Origin of the sequence: Campylobacter sp. US33a, from assembly GCF_004378855.1 — a bacterium.
Classification (GTDB): Bacteria; Campylobacterota; Campylobacteria; order Campylobacterales; family Campylobacteraceae; genus Campylobacter_D.
Window position 1 is genome coordinate 94,175 of sequence record NZ_RYYL01000005.1, and the last position, 17,819, is coordinate 111,993.

16 protein-coding genes are annotated in these 17,819 nt (G+C 32.6%); 2 read left to right on the forward strand and 14 right to left on the reverse strand.

Annotation, left to right across the window (positions count from 1 at the left end; all coding sequences use genetic code 11):
- Positions 1-16 precede the first annotated feature (16 nt).
- The 12 genes from gyrA to gltX form a co-directional block, all read right to left on the reverse strand.
- A complete protein-coding gene (gene gyrA, locus ELQ16_RS04955) occupies positions 17-2,614 on the reverse strand; it encodes a DNA gyrase subunit A (protein WP_134238462.1) in 2,598 nt (865 codons plus the stop codon).
- A 42-nt stretch (positions 2,615-2,656) separates the two neighbouring features.
- Entirely contained in the window at positions 2,657-3,232 is a 576-nt protein-coding gene (locus ELQ16_RS04960; RefSeq protein WP_134238463.1) for a ComF family protein, read from the reverse strand.
- Positions 3,229-3,867: an outer membrane lipoprotein MapA gene (gene mapA, locus ELQ16_RS04965; protein ID WP_134238464.1), complete on the reverse strand. Its 639-nt coding sequence runs from the start codon at positions 3,865-3,867 to the stop codon at positions 3,229-3,231. Before mapA ends, ELQ16_RS04960 begins: the two co-directional genes overlap by 4 nt.
- Before the next feature lie 57 nt (positions 3,868-3,924).
- A complete protein-coding gene (lpxD, locus tag ELQ16_RS04970; RefSeq protein WP_134238465.1) occupies positions 3,925-4,884 on the reverse strand; it encodes a UDP-3-O-(3-hydroxymyristoyl)glucosamine N-acyltransferase in 960 nt (319 codons plus the stop codon).
- Positions 4,881-5,345 carry an acetolactate synthase small subunit gene (gene ilvN / locus ELQ16_RS04975; protein ID WP_134238466.1) on the reverse strand — a complete coding sequence of 155 codons (465 nt, stop codon included), beginning with the start codon at positions 5,343-5,345 and terminating at the stop codon, positions 4,881-4,883. Before ilvN ends, lpxD begins: the two co-directional genes overlap by 4 nt.
- On the reverse strand, positions 5,342-7,045 hold the full coding sequence (locus ELQ16_RS04980) for an acetolactate synthase large subunit (RefSeq protein WP_134238467.1): 1,704 nt from the start codon (positions 7,043-7,045) through the stop codon (positions 5,342-5,344). The genes ilvN and ELQ16_RS04980 overlap by 4 nt, the downstream gene beginning before the upstream one ends.
- Before the next feature lie 91 nt (positions 7,046-7,136).
- Complete coding sequence (locus ELQ16_RS04985) at positions 7,137-8,513, reverse strand: replicative DNA helicase (RefSeq protein ID WP_134238468.1); 1,377 nt, start codon at positions 8,511-8,513, stop codon at positions 7,137-7,139.
- Positions 8,514-8,631: 118 nt separating this feature from the next.
- The gene (gene gdhA, locus ELQ16_RS04990; RefSeq protein ID WP_134238469.1) at positions 8,632-9,999 is read right to left on the reverse strand and encodes an NADP-specific glutamate dehydrogenase; all 1,368 of its coding nucleotides are present in this window, start codon (positions 9,997-9,999) and stop codon (positions 8,632-8,634) included.
- Positions 10,000-10,451: 452 nt separating this feature from the next.
- A complete protein-coding gene (locus ELQ16_RS04995; RefSeq protein WP_134238470.1) occupies positions 10,452-11,126 on the reverse strand; it encodes an MqnA/MqnD/SBP family protein in 675 nt (224 codons plus the stop codon).
- Positions 11,127-11,135: 9 nt separating this feature from the next.
- Positions 11,136-11,762: a uracil phosphoribosyltransferase gene (gene upp / locus ELQ16_RS05000; protein ID WP_134238471.1), complete on the reverse strand. Its 627-nt coding sequence runs from the start codon at positions 11,760-11,762 to the stop codon at positions 11,136-11,138.
- Positions 11,759-12,994, reverse strand: coding sequence for a malic enzyme-like NAD(P)-binding protein (locus ELQ16_RS05005; RefSeq protein WP_134238472.1), 1,236 nt, complete (start codon positions 12,992-12,994; stop codon positions 11,759-11,761). The genes upp and ELQ16_RS05005 overlap by 4 nt, the downstream gene beginning before the upstream one ends.
- Positions 12,991-14,385, reverse strand: a complete 1,395-nt coding sequence (gene gltX / locus ELQ16_RS05010; RefSeq protein WP_134238473.1) for a glutamate--tRNA ligase — start codon at positions 14,383-14,385, stop codon at positions 12,991-12,993. The genes ELQ16_RS05005 and gltX overlap by 4 nt, the downstream gene beginning before the upstream one ends.
- A gap of 64 nt (positions 14,386-14,449) precedes the next feature.
- Between gltX and ELQ16_RS05015 the strand changes: the two genes are divergently transcribed.
- Complete coding sequence (locus tag ELQ16_RS05015; RefSeq protein ID WP_134238474.1) at positions 14,450-15,271, forward strand: hypothetical protein; 822 nt, start codon at positions 14,450-14,452, stop codon at positions 15,269-15,271.
- A 43-nt stretch (positions 15,272-15,314) separates the two neighbouring features.
- Here ELQ16_RS05015 and ELQ16_RS05020 read toward each other — a convergent pair whose 3' ends face one another.
- Together ELQ16_RS05020 and accB are read right to left on the reverse strand one after the other, a co-directional pair.
- On the reverse strand, positions 15,315-16,646 hold the full coding sequence (locus tag ELQ16_RS05020) for an acetyl-CoA carboxylase biotin carboxylase subunit (RefSeq protein ID WP_134238475.1): 1,332 nt from the start codon (positions 16,644-16,646) through the stop codon (positions 15,315-15,317).
- A 1-nt stretch (position 16,647) separates the two neighbouring features.
- Positions 16,648-17,100 carry an acetyl-CoA carboxylase biotin carboxyl carrier protein gene (gene accB, locus ELQ16_RS05025; protein ID WP_134238476.1) on the reverse strand — a complete coding sequence of 151 codons (453 nt, stop codon included), beginning with the start codon at positions 17,098-17,100 and terminating at the stop codon, positions 16,648-16,650.
- 144 nt (positions 17,101-17,244) lie between these two features.
- On the opposite strand from accB, the gene dcd reads away from it, so the two are divergent.
- Entirely contained in the window at positions 17,245-17,805 is a 561-nt protein-coding gene (dcd, locus tag ELQ16_RS05030) for a dCTP deaminase (protein ID WP_134238477.1), read from the forward strand.
- The last annotated feature ends 14 nt before the right edge of the window (positions 17,806-17,819 follow it).

The following is a 17,819-nucleotide window of genomic DNA, read 5'->3' on the forward strand; positions in this document are numbered from 1 at the left end:
CTGTTCCAAATTTACATTATTCTAAATTTAGCTCAGCGCCAAGCTCTTCTTCATCGTCACTTTCTTCTTTAGGACACTTGGCAATGCTTACCACCTCATCATTTTCTACATTAACTACAATCACGCCGCTTGTATTACGTCCTGCTTTTCTAATGCTTTGCATATCCACACGGATCATTTTTCCGCTACTTGTAAGCGCCATTAAATCCATACTTTCATCTACTATAACTATGCTAATTAAATCTTTTGTTTTTGGAGTAAGTTTCATACAAATAACGCCTTTGCCACCCCTACTTTGAAGTCTATATTCTCCCGCATTGGTGCGCTTTCCTATACCTTTGGCACTTATACTTAGAATTTCTTGTTCATCATTTTCTATAACAACTGCACCCACCACCTCATCATTTTTTTCTTTAAATTTAATCGCAGTTACACCACGGCTTACACGGCCAATCTCACGCACCTTTGCAAGTGGGAATTTGATACACATTCCTTTTTTAGTAACCGCAAAAAGCATTTTGCCTTTTATATTTTCATTTGCAATTTCTTCATTTTCTGAGTTTTCATCGTCTAAAATTTCAACATCCCCTACTTCATCTTGCACATTTTCATCCGAATTTTTCACAAAAATTTCATCTTCATCTCTTTGAACGATGATAGCGGTTACCAATCCATCATTTTCATCCAAATTAATAGCCTTAACACCCACGCTTCTAATATTTTGATATTCGCTTAAATTAGTGCGTTTAACTATACCATTTTTAGTAAAGAAGCATAAAGATTTATTTTCATCAAAATCGGTTGTAGGAATGATAGCCATAATTTTTTCATCAGCTTGCAAATTGATTAAATTCACCACAGCTTTTCCTTTGGCTGTCCTTGAACCCTCAGGGATTTTATAAACTTTTAGCCAATAAAGTTGACCGCGATCGGTTACAAACATCAAAGTATCATGCGTATTTGCAGTAAAGAAACTTTCGATAAAATCATCATCATAAGTTGTTACCGCAACTTTTCCTTTGCCGCCGCGTTTTTGTTTTTCGTATTGCTTACTTGGCACTCTTTTGATATAGCCACGATGAGTAATGGTTACAACCATATTTTCATTAGGAATTAAATCTTCAATGTCTATATCATCATAATCATCTTCAATTTGAGTAATGCGTGGCACATTAAATTTATTTTTTATCTCTTTTAATTCATTACGGATAAGATTTTCTAGCAAAGTTTCACTTTTTAAAATCTCTTCAAGTCTTATAATTTCTTCCATAAGCTTAGCAAGTTCATTTTCTATCTTTTCTCTTTCAAGTCCAGTTAAACGACCAAGTTTCATATCTAAAATCGCATTAGCTTGAAGCTCACTAAGCCCAAATTTAGCTACTAAAGAATCTCTGGCTGTTGCATTATCTGGGCTATTTTTAATTAGCGCTATAACTTCATCGATATTATCAAGTGCAATTTTAAGACCTTCCAATATATGTGCTCTTGCTCTTGCTTTTTGAAGTTCAAAAATCGTTCTTCTAATAATCACCGTTTTTCTATGATTCAAGAAAACATTTAAAAGCTCAATCAAAGAAAAGATTTTTGGCTCTTTGTTATGAATAGCAAGCATAATCACACCAAAAGTGCTTTCCATCGTGGTGGATTTAAAAAGATTATTTAGCACTATTTCACTCATTGCTTCGCGTTTAAGCTCTATTACGACACGAATTCCTTCTCTATCACTCTCATCTCTAACTTCTGAAATTCCCTCAATCTGCTTTTCTTTTACAAGCTCTGCAATTTGTTCTATAAGTCTTGCTTTATTGGTTTGATAAGGAAGCTCATCAATAACAATAATATCTTTATTAGACTTTTTTTCTATATGAGTTTTTGCTCTTATTTTTACCCTACCTCGTCCCGTGCGATATGCTTCTATAATGCCTTTTTTACCATAAATTATCCCCGCAGTTGGAAAATCAGGGCCTTTGATAAATTGCATTATCTCTTCTAAACTAGCATCTTTATTATCAAGTAAATACAAAAGTCCATCTACAAGCTCATTTAAACTATGCGGAGGGATATTTGTCGCCATACCTACGGCAATACCGCTCGATCCATTAAGCAATAAATTTGGTACTCTAGCAGGCAAAACATCAGGCTCTTTTAAAGAATCATCATAATTTGGGACAAAATCAACTGTATCTTTATCAATATCTTGCAAAAGTTCTTCTGCTAAAATTGTCATTCTAGCTTCGGTATAACGCATCGCAGCTGCACCATCACCATCAATAGAGCCAAAGTTTCCTTGCCCATCAACGCTTGGATAACGCATAGAAAAATCTTGAGCCATTCTTACCAAAGCATCATAAACCGCAGTATCTCCGTGTGGATGATACTTACCAATCACATCCCCCACTATACGAGCAGATTTTTTATAAGCACTACGACTTCTAACACCCAAATCATCCATAGCATATAAAATTCTCCTATGAACAGGCTTAAGTCCATCTCTTGCATCAGGTAACGCACGACCTATAATAACACTCATAGAATAATCTAAATAGCTTGATTTGATAGAATTCTCAATATCAATCAACTCAATATCTGAATCTTTTATAAAAATATTTTCCATAAAAATCCTTAAATGTATGAAGCAATTTTATATTTTAACAAATTAATCTTTTGCATCAGCTAAAACTAAAGCAAAAAGCACAGAAATTTGATTTTTTTCCAAAATTTGTTTAGCTTGCATTAAACTAGAACCACTTGTAATAATATCATCCACTAAAATAACAGGGTATTTTGGAATTTTTAAAAGCTCATAGTTTCTTTTGTTTTTCAAGCGGAAATTCATACTTTTCCCAGAATATTTCAAATGAGATTTAGCATATAAAGTTCTATATAAAGGCTTAATAAAAGGACTTTTCAAATGTCGAGCCAATAAAGCCGAATGAGAATAAAGCCCATTTTCGACTCTATCATCTAGAGGCACAGCATTAATCATGACTTGAGGACTAAAAAATTCATCAAAACGCGCAAAACTTAATTTCGCCAAAGCATTCAAAACAAAATATCCATAAAATTTATGTTTTGAATATAAAAGATGCTTGATCTCGCTGTATTTATAAAAAGAATAAACCTTGAAGCTATTATCAAGAATTCTATGATTAAAACTTAACTCTGCTAATTCCTCTAAGCAACTAGGACAAAAATCAAGCAGAGTAAAGCAGTGACAGTTATAACACCTCAAAGTGAGCTTATAATACTTGCGATTTTATTTGCCATTTGTTTTAAAAGCAAATGAGTATAAAAAGACATTTCTTTTTCATCTTTAAAGCCGACAACATCTTGTCTTGTGTTAACTGCTAAAGTTTTTTGTGTATTGATATTGCGAAGTTTTAAATTTGCCTTTACGCGTGAATGAAGTCCATTATTATCGACCTTAGAATTAAAGTCAGTAAAAGCAAGATCTAATTTTAAATCATAAGGAGAATCGCTTTTTTCCAATACAATAATACCACGATTCTTAAGTTCTGTTTTTAGCATAGAATAAAGAATCACATTAAAGTGCTCATCAAGATAATAGCTTGCATTTTTATTTTTAAAAATCTTTTTTTCTTCTTCCAAATCATAAATACGGTGCAAATAAACCTTTTTTAAAGCCACAGAAGTATCTAAAGTTCTTTTATTGGCGCAACATTTTAATCCCACATCACTCAAATAAATTAAACCTTTGATTTTTGCCTCAAAAGCCTTATTGCTTTCACAAGGCTGACATTGCGTACTATTTGAAATTTGCTCTACTTGCGCTATAGTGCCAGAATTGGTTGCACAAGCACTAAAAACAAATAACATCACTATAAAAATACTTATTTGCTTTAACATTTTTTCTCCTTACTTAAAAAATTCGCTTGAATTTATAAAGCAAATTTCAAGCCATCATCACTCTCTTTCCCTAAAATTCATAGCAATTTTTGCCTGAAGTTTTAACCAATCCTTTTGAAGCATTATAGGAAAACCGCCATAAACCCTACCACCTTCAAGATTTTTACTCACTCCACCTCTTGCAGCTATGGTACTAAAATCTCCTATTTTTAAATGCCCACTTGTTGCACTTTGTCCGCCCATAACTACATTGCGTCCAAGTTCGCTTGATCCTGAAATTCCAGTTTGTGCTACAATAATACAATTTTGCCCTATGTCGCAATTATGTCCTATTTGCACGAGATTATCCACCTTTGTGCCTGCTTTAATGATAGTGCTATCAAATACCGCTCTATCTATAGTTGTACAAGCTCCAATCTCAACAAAGTCTTCTAAAATCACATTCCCATTATGATAAATTTTATAATGCTCGCCGTTTTTATTATGTGCATAGCCAAAACCATCACTTCCTATAACGCAATTTGCAAGCAAATGACATTTTTTCCCTATTTTACTATCATTATAAATGACCACATTAGGATGGATAATGCTTTCATCGCCAATGCTTACATTATCGCCTATATAAGCACCTGCCATAATCACAACATTTTCACCTATGCAAACATTATTTCCTATATAAACATTTGGCATAATTTTTGCACTTTTTGCTATATTTTGAATTTTTTCTTTTGCATTATCAAATAAAGGTTTAGCAAAAAGCTTACTTAAAAAAGCAAAACTTAAGTGCGGATTTTGAGTGATTAAAGCCTTAGTATCCTTTGGCACTAAATTTTCATATTCTTTTGCGACTAAAATCGCTGCTGCGCCGGTATTAGGTATATCTTTAGCATTTTTTTCGCCATCACAATATGTAAGCTCAGTAAAATTTGCTCTTAATAAAGAATTTAAAGCCGTTATTTCGATATCTTCTCCATTATATTCTAAACCTAAAAAATCTGCTATTTCGCTTAATTTCATTTAATCTCCATCAAAACTGATCCACTGCGAACTATATCACTAGGATTATATTTTTTAATTGTTTTTAAAAAATTATCAATTCTAGTTGCATCATCAGCAACCATCAAAAATAAAAAATTTTCATTACTATTTGCAATGACTCCATTATAAGCTTTCAAAACTGCATCCAATCCACCCAAATTCTCATTTAAAGGAATTTTTACAAGAGCCATTTCTTTTTCAATAAATTCCTCACTTTCTATAACCTTATAAGTAGGAATAAGTTTATGAAGCTGCTTAACAATTTGCTCAAAAACGCGTTCATCACCTGAAGTGACTATATTAATGCGCGAAAATTCCCCTCCCGCTAAAGGTGCAACTGTCAAGCTATCAATATTATATCCTCTACCTGAAAAAAGCCCTACGATACGCGATAAAACTCCATGTTCATTTAAAACAATTACCGATAAAACTCTTCTCATTTTTTATCCTTCAATTTTGGCAAAATCATATTATAAATAGCACCGCCTGCTGGCACCATAGGTAAAACATCTTCAAAACGATCAATGGCTACATTTAAAAGAGTGGTTTTTTGCGAATTTAAAGCTCTTTTAAAAGCACTACGAAATTCATCTTTTGTTTTTATATCATATCCCTCACATCCAAAACCTTCAGCAATCTTCACAAAATCAGCTTGCACGCTTAAATCTGTTTGTGAAAAATGCTCATCATAAAACATACTTTGCCATTGACGCACCATACCTAAAAAGGCATTGTTTAAAATAATATTAATCACAACAATACCATACTCATAAGCCGTCATTAACTCTTGGATATTCATCAAAACTGATCCATCGCCAACAAAATTCACCACAACTTCTTTTTCGCCAACTGCAAGTTTTGCACCCAAAGCCGCAGGTAAAGAGTATCCCATCGCTCCTTGTCCACCACTTGTAGCAAGCTGTCTTGGAAAATTAAAAGGATAAAATTGTGCTACCCACATTTGATGCTGTCCCACATCAGTAATTATCCTTGCATCAGGAGCAAGCTTGGCGCATTCTTGTATTACCCATTGAGGTTTTAAAACTTCATCACTATCTTCATAGCTTAAAGGATATAAATTTTGATAACGCTTTAAGGTTTCAAGCCATTCTTGAGTTTGAATTTCAAATTGATCGCGTTTTAGCTCATCTAAAGTTTGAGAAATTACACTTTTAATATCTCCAACTATTGGAAAATGAGCGTTGATAATTTTAGAAATCGAACTTGGGTCAATATCAATATGCACAATTTTAGCTCGCTTGGCAAATTCGCTTGTTTTTCCCGTAATCCTATCATCAAAACGCGCTCCAACACTGATTAGCAAATCACACTCACTCAAAGCCATATTGGCAGCATAGCTTCCATGCATACCTGCCATTTTAAGATTTAAAGCATCATCGCTTCTTAAAGTTCCTAAAGCCATTAAGGTTTCAACGGCGGGAATTTGAGTGATTTTAACAAGCTCTCTTAATTCTTCACTAGCATTAGATGCAACGCAACCTCCACCCAGATAAAATAAAGGTCTTTTAGCTTCTTTTAAAAGCTCAACAAATTTTTTAATCTGCTTTGCATTGCCTTTATAGTTTGGCTTATAAGTCTTCATAGTAATTTCTTGAGGATAATCCCAAATTCCCAAAGCTGCAGTTACATCTTTTGGGATATCAATATGAACAGGCCCTTTTCGACCACTTGTTGCAATATAAAAAGCTTCTTTTAAAATTCTAGGCAATTCTTGAATATTTTTTACTAAATAATTATGTTTCACGCAAGGGCGAGAAATACCCACTGCATCAATTTCTTGAAAGGCATCAGTGCCTATTAAAGAATTTGCAACTTGTGCAGAAATCAAAACCAAAGGTATAGAATCACTATAAGCCGTAGCAAGTCCTGTTATGGTGTTAGTAAAACCAGGTCCGCTTGTAACTATAGCCACACCCACTTCACCACTCATTCTTGCATAAGCATCTGCTGCATGCAAAGCAGCTTGCTCATGACGCACAAGAATGTGTTTAAAATAAGTTTGAGTATAAATTTCATCATAGATATTCAAAGCTGCTCCTCCAGGATAGCCAAAAACAACTTTTACTTTTTCAGCCCTTAAGGCTTCGCATACCATTGTAGAACCGGATATTTCTTTCATCATTTAGCCTTTTTTAAATCATTTATTATACAAAATTTGCTTGAGTTTTAAAATTAAAAATAAATTATTTATATCTTAAAAAAATATTATGTTACTCTTCAAAACTCGTTGCACTAAATTCTTCTTTTATAGGTTCAACAAAACTCGATCTTTCTTTTAAAAATAAAAGATCTACCGTGCCTGTAGGACCATTTCTGTTTTTACCCACAATAAGCTCTGCTTTTTCTTGTATAGGATTTGGGATAAAAATCCTTTGATAGTTTTTGCCTTCAGATTTGGCTTTATTTTCCCTTTCTTTTTCTTCTTGCTCCCTATAAACTTCATCACGATACACAAATAAAATAGTATCTGCATCTTGCTCTATAGCGCCACTTTCACGCAAATCACTTAGCATTGGTCTTTTATTTGCCCTGCTTTCTAAAGAGCGATTAAGCTGAGAAAGTGCGATAATAGGCATATTAAGTTCTCTTGCCAAAAGCTTCAAGCCTCTTGAAATTTCACTGACTTGCAAGTGTCTATCGCTAAAATTAGAATTACTCATCATTAAACCTATATAATCAACCACACAAAGCGATACACTTTCATCTTGAGATTTTACTCTTCTTAAAATCGCACGAATATCCGTAATGCTCGCATATCCACTATCATAGATATATAAATTCTTTTTAGAATATTCATTACAAGCATCACTCACTCTGCCCCATTCTTCATCATTTAAATCTGCAATTAAAAGTTTTTGCAAAGCAATGGAAGTTTTGGCAGCCAAAAGTCTTTGCATAATTTGAGTTGCAGGCATTTCAAGTGAAAAAAATACTACACCCTTGTCTTGCCTTAAAACCTTTTCTATAAAATTTAAGCATATCGTAGTTTTTCCCATACCTGGTCTTGCGGCCACAATCACCAAATCACCTGGCTTAAAACCCTTTATCATTTTATTTAAATCGCTAAAACCTGTATCAAGCCCTAAAATATCTTTATTAATAGCTATTTTTTGCTTTTCAAATTCATCAATTAATTCGGATAAAATAATTTCTATATTCTTAATATCTGCGCTATTAATACGATTAGTGAGATTAAAAATTTCTTTATTTATTTCATCCGAAATTTGCGATACAGGTTTATTTTCATTAATACGCGAAGGAATGGTATGTGCGAAATTTAACAATTTTCTTTTGATGGATTTCTCCCTTAATTCGCTAACATATTTTCCCAAATCAATAATAGAACTCGTAGCAATAACTTCATTTAAAACATTTTCATCAACTTTTTTATATTTTTTTAAAAAACTAAGAGCTATGGGTTCTCCCGCATTAGCACAAGAAACAATAGCATAAAAAATATCCTGATGTGCTTTAAGAGTGAAATCATCAGGTTCAATATCACCACAAATGCTTGCATAAGCATCTTCATTAAAAATACACGAGCTTAAAATTGCTCTTTCTAAATCTAAATCAAAATTTTCTTGCATTAATCAAAACTCTCGTTGGTTATTCAAAGTAGCAATTTTAACAAAGAAAGACTTAAGAATAAAGAATAAAAATCATTGCATCATAAAAGAGTGTCAGTGACTCTTTTATGAGTATAAATTAAATATAGCCTTGATCTATCATTGCATCAGCAACTTTTTTAAATCCTGCAATATTAGCTCCTATCACAAGATTTCCTTCATGACCATATTCTTTTGAAGTTTGATAGGCGTTATGGAAAATATTGCTCATGATTTTATGTAATTTTTGATCCACTTCATCAAAAGTCCAATTTGTCATACTAGCGTTTTGTTGCATTTCAAGCTGCGAAGTTGCCACACCACCTGCATTAGCTGCTTTTGCAGGAGCAAAATAAAAATCTTTTTTCTCTAACATAAAATCAATTGCATCTAAAGTACTTGGCATATTTGCACCCTCAGCTACAAAACGACAACCATTATTATAAAGCGTTTTGATATCTTCTAAATTCAACTCATTTTGAGTAGCACTTGGAAATGCTCCATCGCAAGGCACAGACCAAACACCATTTGTTCCTTCTTTATATGCACTTTTTGGAGTATAAATTGCACCTGCTTTTGCCTTAGCATAATCTTCAACTCTACCTCTTTGAACTTCTTTAATTTGTTTTAAAAGCATTAAATCAATACCATCTTTATCATAAACAAAACCGTTGCTATCACTTATTGTAACAGCTTTTGCACCAAATTGTTTTAATTTTTCTATGGTATAAATTGCCACATTTCCACTTCCTGAAACCGCACAAGATTTTCCTTCCAAAGAAAGTCCTGCATGCTCTAACATTTCTTTTGCAAAATATACACAGCCATAACCAGTGGCTTCAGTTCTTGCTAAACTTCCGCCCCAAAGAGTGCTTTTACCAGTTAAAGTTCCATCAAACAAACCGCTAATTTTTTTATACGCACCAAACATATAGCCAATCTCTCTACCGCCTACCCCGATATCTCCAGCAGGCACATCTGTATTTGCACCAATGATTTTACTAAGTTCAGCTATAAAAGCTTGGCAAAATCTCATAATTTCAGCTTCGCTTTTGCCTTTTGGATCAAAATTCGCTCCACCTTTAGCTCCGCCGATCATCAGTCCTGTTAAAGAATTCTTAAAAATTTGTTCAAATCCCAAAAATTTCAAAACATCCAAATTTACCGTTGGATGAAATCTAAGCCCACCCTTATAAGGTCCGATCGCTGAATTAAACTGCACACGATATCCAAAATGTGTTCTTGCCCTACCATCATCTCCACAATACACCACTCTAAAAATAGTTGTCTTTTCAGGCATGATGAGTCTTTCTAAAATTGCATGCTCTTCATAAGTTGAATTCGCTGCTAAAATCGGTTCTAAAGACTTCAAAACTTCAGTTGCTGCTTGAAGAAACACGGGCTGATGTGCTGATCTTTGTTGAATATCTTCTAAGATCGAATTAATATAAGCTTTTGCATTAGCCATTTTTCATCCTTAATTTTGAATTTCTGAAAATTTTTTACATTTTTCAGATTTGGTTATTATAATAAATAAATTTAAATATTTTTAAATTTATTTTTATAAGCAAATATAAAAATTTTTGCCATTTATTTTAAAATACCAAAAAATAGAGTTCTTAAAAGAAAACCGATACGCATAAATTCTACACATTATCAATTTTTATAATTTCAACAATACATTTTTAGTAGGAATTTAAAAGTAAAAGATTAAATATAAAAATTTAATTTTAGTATAATTTAAATTGATTATATTTTTAAAAATTTTCACAATATATATTTAAAACTTTAAATTAAAAAATTAGCAAAAATTATAACAAAATACACTATTTATCTGATAATAACTGATAATTTAAGAATTAATTAATATATTTAATGCGAGCAAATTTATCAAAATATAACATTTATCAAGTGCGATATTTAAATTTTAGTATCAAATTTCACTGCTTTTATGAAACGCTTTAGGGCCATTTTTTCTTTGGTTTGAATTTGATAATAAATCACTTCATCTAAATAATATCTTATATCTTTAACGCTTATATCTCTTGTTTTTGCGTATTTTTCTAAGATATAATGAGGAATTTTGATTTTTTTATATGAGAAATTTGTTAAAAGCTTTGTATAAAATGTTTTTTTTGCAATACAAGAAAATCTTGCAAAAACAAAAGGCAAATGCGTTTTTTCATACCATAAAGCACACAAATCAACATAGGCATCTCTATCTTGTAAATAAAGCTTTAAAGCCTTATCTCCAATAATAACTTTATTATTATCTTGTCTTAAAACTCTAGCCAAAGCATTTGAAGTAGCCGAACTTGGATCTTTGGCTTTTTGTGAATTTTTTTCCACCAAAACACTTAAGACTCTTTTATTTGCACAAATTCCAATATTTAAATTTTTGTATTTTTTTCTACTACTTTCTATACTCGAAATAATAGCCGCATCAATTCTTCTGTAAAAAAGCTCTTTATTTAATTTACTTGGAACGCCTTTTTTATATTCCATCGTAGCTTTAAGACCATTTGGCAAAGGATATTTTTTAAGATAAACATGCAAAGGCAAAAGATTAATATAGTCAATTTTTCCAAAAATCATATCATTCACCTATAAGGTATTAAAAACCCTATCTCCTGCATCTCCAAGTCCTGGCACTATATAACCTTTTTCATTCAAGCTTTCATCAATTGAAGCTATATAAACTTCTACATCTTTATGAATTTTTATGAAATTTTCAAGCCCTTGTGGAGTTGCAAGTATAGAAATAAATTTAATCTTTTTTATCCCTTGAGACTTTAAAAAATTACAAGCATCTATGGCTGTTCCCCCTGTTGCAAACATAGGATCAATTACAATAGCCAATCTTTTAGTGGCATCTTTAGGAAGTTTTTGAAAGTAAAAATCAGCTTTTAAGCTTTCTTCATTTCTAGTAAAACCTAAAAACCCTACACTTGCATCAGGAATAAGCTTAAAAACACTTTCAAGCATTCCTAAAGCTGCCCTTAAAATAGGACAAATCATAATTTTTTCATCAAGCTTTTTTACCCTAGCATTAGAAATAGGAGTTTGAATTTGCACTTCCTTTAAATTTAAATCTTTAGTTGCTTCAAAAAGCAAAAAAGCCGAAATTTCATCAATAAGCATTCTAAAATGAAAGGGTTTAGTATACTTATCGCGCAAAATTCCAAGCTTATGTTCAATTAAAGGATGGCTAATACAATAGATGTTTTTCATTTTAAACTTTCAAAATAGGCTTTCTCATCAAAATCTTTAAGCAAAGCCACTCCATCTTCTATGGCTGCTTTAGCCACCGCAGTACTTACCACAGATTTTACCCTTTCATCAAAAGGTTTTGGTATCACATAGTCCCTACCAAAACTCAAATCCTTAACACCATAAGCTTTTTTAACCTCATCGCTTACAGGAAGTTTCGCCAAATCAGCCAAAGCCTTAGCAGCTGCTACTTTCATATTTTCGGTGATTTTTGTAGCTTTAACATCTAAAGCCCCTCTAAAAATAAAAGGAAAGCCTAAAACATTATTAATTTGATTAGGATAATCACTTCTTCCAGTTCCTACAATAGCATCATTTCTAAGCCTTGCCACATCTTCAGGCATTACTTCAGGAACCGGATTTGCCAAAGCAAAAATCACAGGATCTTTTGCCATAGATAAAATCATCTCATCATCTAAAATTTTTGGCGCACTAAGTCCTAAAAACACATCCGCATCCCTCATAGCCTCTTTTAAAGTGCAAGCCTTAGTATCGCTCACAAATTCAAGTTTATATTTGTTTAAATCTATCCTTTGCTTATTTACTACACCTTTGCTATCCACTAAAATGATATTTTTAACACCTAAGTTTCTATACATTCTAGCACTTGCAATCCCTGCAGCCCCTGCTCCGCTTACCACTACTTTAATATCTTCAAATTTTTTACCACTTATCTCCATAGCATTCATAAGTCCTGCAGTTGAAATAATAGCAGTCCCGTGCTGGTCATCATGCATTACAGGAATTCCTAAATCTTGCAAAGCAGCTTCTATCTCAAAACATTTTGGTGCTGAAATATCTTCTAAATTTATGCCACCAAAAGTTGGTGCCACAGCTTTACAAAAAGTAACAATTTCTTCCACACTATGCACATCAATTTCTAAATCATAAGCATTTACATTTGCAAATTTTTTAAACAAACAAGCCTTACCTTCCATAACAGGCTTAGCAGCTTGTGCTCCTATATTTCCAAGTCCCAAAACTGCCGATCCATCACTTACAATAGCTACCAAATTCGCTTTATTTGTATAAGTATAAGCAAGTTCGTTATCTTTTGCTATCTCTATGCAAGGTTCTGCTACCCCTGGACTGTAAGCTAACGATAAATCGCGAGCGGTATTCATAGGTTTTGATGAAATTATATCCACTTTACCACCCAAATGATACTTTAAAGCTTCTTCTTTTAAATTCATATTTTTCCTTTAAATTTTAAAAAATTTTCTATTCTTTTCTTGCACTCATCAACCCCTAAAAATTCAAGTACTTCAAAAATACTAGGACTTACCGCACTTCCTGTTAAGGCAATGCGTATAGGTTGAGCCAAGTCTTTTAATTTTGCTTCATTTTTTTGCAAAAATTCATTAGTAAAGTCTTCAAAATCTTTTGCAATTACTTGACTATTTAGCTCGCTAGCGTATTTTTCAAGTAAGGAAAGATTATTATCATTGACGAATTTTTCAATGGCTTTCTCATCATAACTTTGCGGTGCTTCAACAATACTTTTAGCTCCGTTAATGATTTCGAGTAAAGTTTTTGCACGCTCTCTTAACAAATCCAACAAAAATCCCGCTTTTTTATAAGCACTCAAATCAAAACCTAAATCTTTTAATTGCCTATTAAGCTCTTCAAAAGGTAAGGTTTTAATATAATGAGCGTTAAGCCATTCAAGTTTTTTAAAATTATAACAAGAAGCACTTTTATTGATATGGTTTGGATCAAAAAGTTTTTTAAGATCTTCTAAGGAAAAAACCTCTTCATCACCATGACTCCAGCCCAAACGCACTAAAAAATTAAGCAAAGCTTGAGGTAATATACCCATAGCTTTATATTCCATTACATCGGTTGCCCCATGGCGTTTTGAAAGTTTTTTGCCATCTTCGCCATGTATCATAGCCACATGATAAAATTTAGGAATTTTAAAACCAAGTGCCTCATAAAGCACAATTTGCTTAGGTGTATTTGAAAGATGGTCATCACCTCTAATCACATCACTAACACCCATTAGAGCATCATCAATCACAACGGTTAAATTATAAATTGGTGTACCATCACTTCTTGCAATAATAAAATCATCTAAAATATCTTGTGCATTAAATTTTACCTCACCTTTTACTCCATCAATAAAAGAAATCTCTCCACTTTGTGGTGCTTTAATACGCACCACAGGTTCTATACCTTCTGGTGGCGTGCCTTTAAAATCCCTATATCTACCATCATATCTTGGGCGTTCTTTTACTGCTTCTTGTTTGGCGCGAAGAATATCTAGCTCTTCTTTACTCATATAACAATAATAAGCCTTGCCTTCATCTAAAAGTTTTTGAATGTATTTTTTATAAATATCAAAGCGCTCAGATTGATAAGTCACTTCATCATCGTAATCTAAACCACACCATTTAAATGCTTCTATAATAGCCTCTGTAGCTTCTTTTGAATTTCTTTTTAAATCTGTATCTTCGATACGAAGCAAAAATTTGCCATTATTTTTTCTCGCGTATAAATAATTATATAAAGCCGTCCTTAAACCCCCTATGTGTAAATATCCTGTAGGGCTTGGAGCAAAACGCGTTGTTAAATTTTGTATCATTTTTTGCCTTTTCTTAAAATTTAATTGATATAATGCGATATTTACACTTAAATAAAGGTATAAAATGAAAAAAATTTTACTAAGTTTTGCATTTTTTGCAAGCATTGCAAGTGCAGAAGTAATCAATGCAGTTGCGATAGTAGTTGAAAATGAAGCTATTACACTACATGACATTGAAAAAACAATGAAAGATTTAAATATTAACAAAGATCAAGCTAAAGGTATATTGATCAATGATAGGCTTGAAAGAGCACAAATTAAAAAATTTGGAATTTTTGTAAATGAATTTGAACTTAATAAAGAAATAGAAAAAATTCTTCAAATGAATCGCATTGATTTAGATACTCTTAAGCTTTCTTTAAAATCTAAAAACAAAAGTTTTGACGAATTTAAAAATGAATTAAAAAAAGATTTGGAGAAAAAAAGACTTTATGAAGGCATTGCTGCAGGAGCAAAATTAGATCTTAGCACCGAAGGTTTAAAAAACTACTACAACTCACATTTGCAAGATTTTACTTTATATTCTGAATTAGAAGTGAAAATTTATAAAAGCAATGATCCTAAACTTTTAGAACAACTCCGTATAAGTCGCTTAAAGCACCCAAATATTAGAGAAGAAAACGCTCTTTTAAACACAAAAAATGCAGATCCAAGACTCCTAGCTTTGCTTTCAAGAGTTAATAACAATAATTATTCAACAGTTTTAAATTCCCCAAATGGCTATGAAATGTATTATATCAAAACAAAAAATAACCCACAAGCTATAGAATTTGAGCTTATTAAAAATGAAGTGACCAATGCTTATGTAGCGCAACAAAAGCAAGCCTTTATACAAGATTTTTTTGATAAATTACACGCTAAAGCTAAAATAGAATATTTGCGTTAATTTAAAGTTTTTAAAATAATTTTGATTTTACCAAAAGGTAAAATCAATGTCTGCTAAGATAATTTGTATCGTAATTATTATTAATAAAATCAGGATTTTCCATCATAGCAAGATGAAAATCTTTAGTCGTTTTAATCCCACTCACAATCAGTTCATCTAAAGCTACTTTCATTTTTGCAATGGCCTTATTGCGATCAGGTGCCCAAACTACAAGCTTTCCTATCATAGAATCATAATAAGGTGGAACGCTATAATCTTGATAACAATGACTTTCCATTCTCACATTGCGTCCTGCTGGTGGGACATATTTTGCAATTTTACCTGGACTTGGCAAGAAAGTCTTAGGATCTTCGGCTGTAATTCTGCATTCTATAGAATGACCTTTAAGTTTAATCTCTTCTTGAGAAGGTAAAGCACCGCCTTCAGCCACTTTTATCATTAATTCTATAATGTCAATTCCACTTACCATTTCACTTACACAATGCTCTACTTGCAGACGCGTATTCATTTCTATAAAATAAAAGTCTAAATTTTTATCCACTAAAAATTCAAAAGTTCCCGCTCCTTCATAACCTATAGCTTTAGCCGCTTTAATGGCTGTCTCATGAAGTCTTGCACGCGTTTTTTCATCAAGCAAAATAGCTGGAGATTCTTCTATTAATTTTTGATGGCGTCTTTGCATAGAACAATCTCTCTCACCTATGTGAATCACATTACCAAAACTATCGCCAATCACTTGTACTTCAATATGACGTGGATTTTGTATGTATTTTTCCATATACATAGTCCCATCCCCAAAAGCCGTCATTGCTTCACTTTCAGCAGACCAATATGCTTTTTCAAGATCTTTTTCGCTTTCAACCACGCGCATACCGCGACCGCCACCACCTGCAGCTGCTTTTAAGATTACTGGATAACCTATCTCTTTTGCCAATTTTTTTGCTGATTCTACGCCCGATAAAGCTCCATCGCTTCCTGGTATCACAGGCACACCCGCTCTTTGCATCACTTGCTTGGCTTTTGATTTATCACTCATTAAAGCCATAGCCTCAACAGAAGGACCTATGAATTTAATATTATGCTTGGCACAAATTTCAACAAAATTTTGATTTTCACTCAAAAAGCCATAACCAGGAAAAATCGCATCTGCTTCGCTGATTTCAGCCGCAGAAATAATTGCTGGGATATTAAGATAACTTTCAGAACTTCTAGCTTTTCCTATGCAAATGCTTACATCAGCATATTTTAAATACAAAGCATCTTTATCCGCTTCAGAATATACGCAAATTGCTTTCTTTCCCATTTCCTTAATCGTTCTTAAAGCTCGAAGTGCTATTTCACCACGATTTGCAATTAAAACGCTTTTGATTTCCATTTTATAATTTCTCCACTACAAATAAAGCCGTATTAAATTCTACAGGCTGTCCATCTGCAACCAAAACTTCTGTTATCCTACAATCAAATTCAGCTTCGATTTCATTCATAATTTTCATCGCTTCAATAATAGCTATCGTATCACCTTTTTTCACAGTACTTCCAACTTTTACAAAAGGTGCTGCACCTGGACTTGGCGCTTGATAGAAAGTTCCAACCATAGGACTGTTTAAAGTAGGCTTATTGGATTTTGCATTAGAACTAGGTTGAGCCTCATTCACCACATTTACATTAATTGGTTGTGGCGCAGGAGGACAAGCAACAGGCGCTGGGACATCACAACACATATCTCTTTCAAGAGCTATTTCAAAACCATCTTGTTCTTTAATTTTTATTTTACTGATATTAGCCTCGGCAAATAATTGTACTAATTCTTTAATTTCTTCTCTAGTCATAAAATCTCCTAAAATTTAAAAAACTTAAGTTGCTATTATATAAAAAAAGTTATAATTTAAGTTTAAAACTCAAATTTTTTAAAATTAAATCCAAAAGATTTTAAGTTATAGTCAAAAATTTATATCATTTTAAGGTAAGAATTTATGGGATTAAAAGCAGATAATTGGATAAGAAAAATGGCGTTAGAACATAAAATGATAGAGCCATTTTGTGAAGCAAATATAGGAAAGGGTGTTGTAAGCTATGGTCTTTCAAGTTACGGTTATGATATACGCGTAGGGCGTGAGTTTAAAATCTTTACTAATGTAAATTCCACCGTAGTGGATCCAAAAAATTTCGTGGAAGAAAATGTAGTGGATTTTGTGGGTGATGTGTGTATAGTCCCTGCAAATTCTTTTGCACTTGCTAGGACAATAGAATATTTTAAAATGCCTGAAGATGTTTTAGCAATCTGTCTTGGAAAAAGCACCTATGCAAGATGTGGGATTATAGTCAATGTAACTCCTTTTGAACCAGGTTTTGAAGGACATATTACTATCGAAATTTCAAATACCACTCCTTTGCCTGCAAAAATTTATGCTAATGAAGGAATTGCACAAGTCTTATTTTTACAAGGCGATGAAAAATGCGATGTAACCTATGCAGATAAAAAAGGTAAATACCAAGCACAAACAGGCATAACCTTACCTAGAATACTAAAATAATCATTCACAAAAAA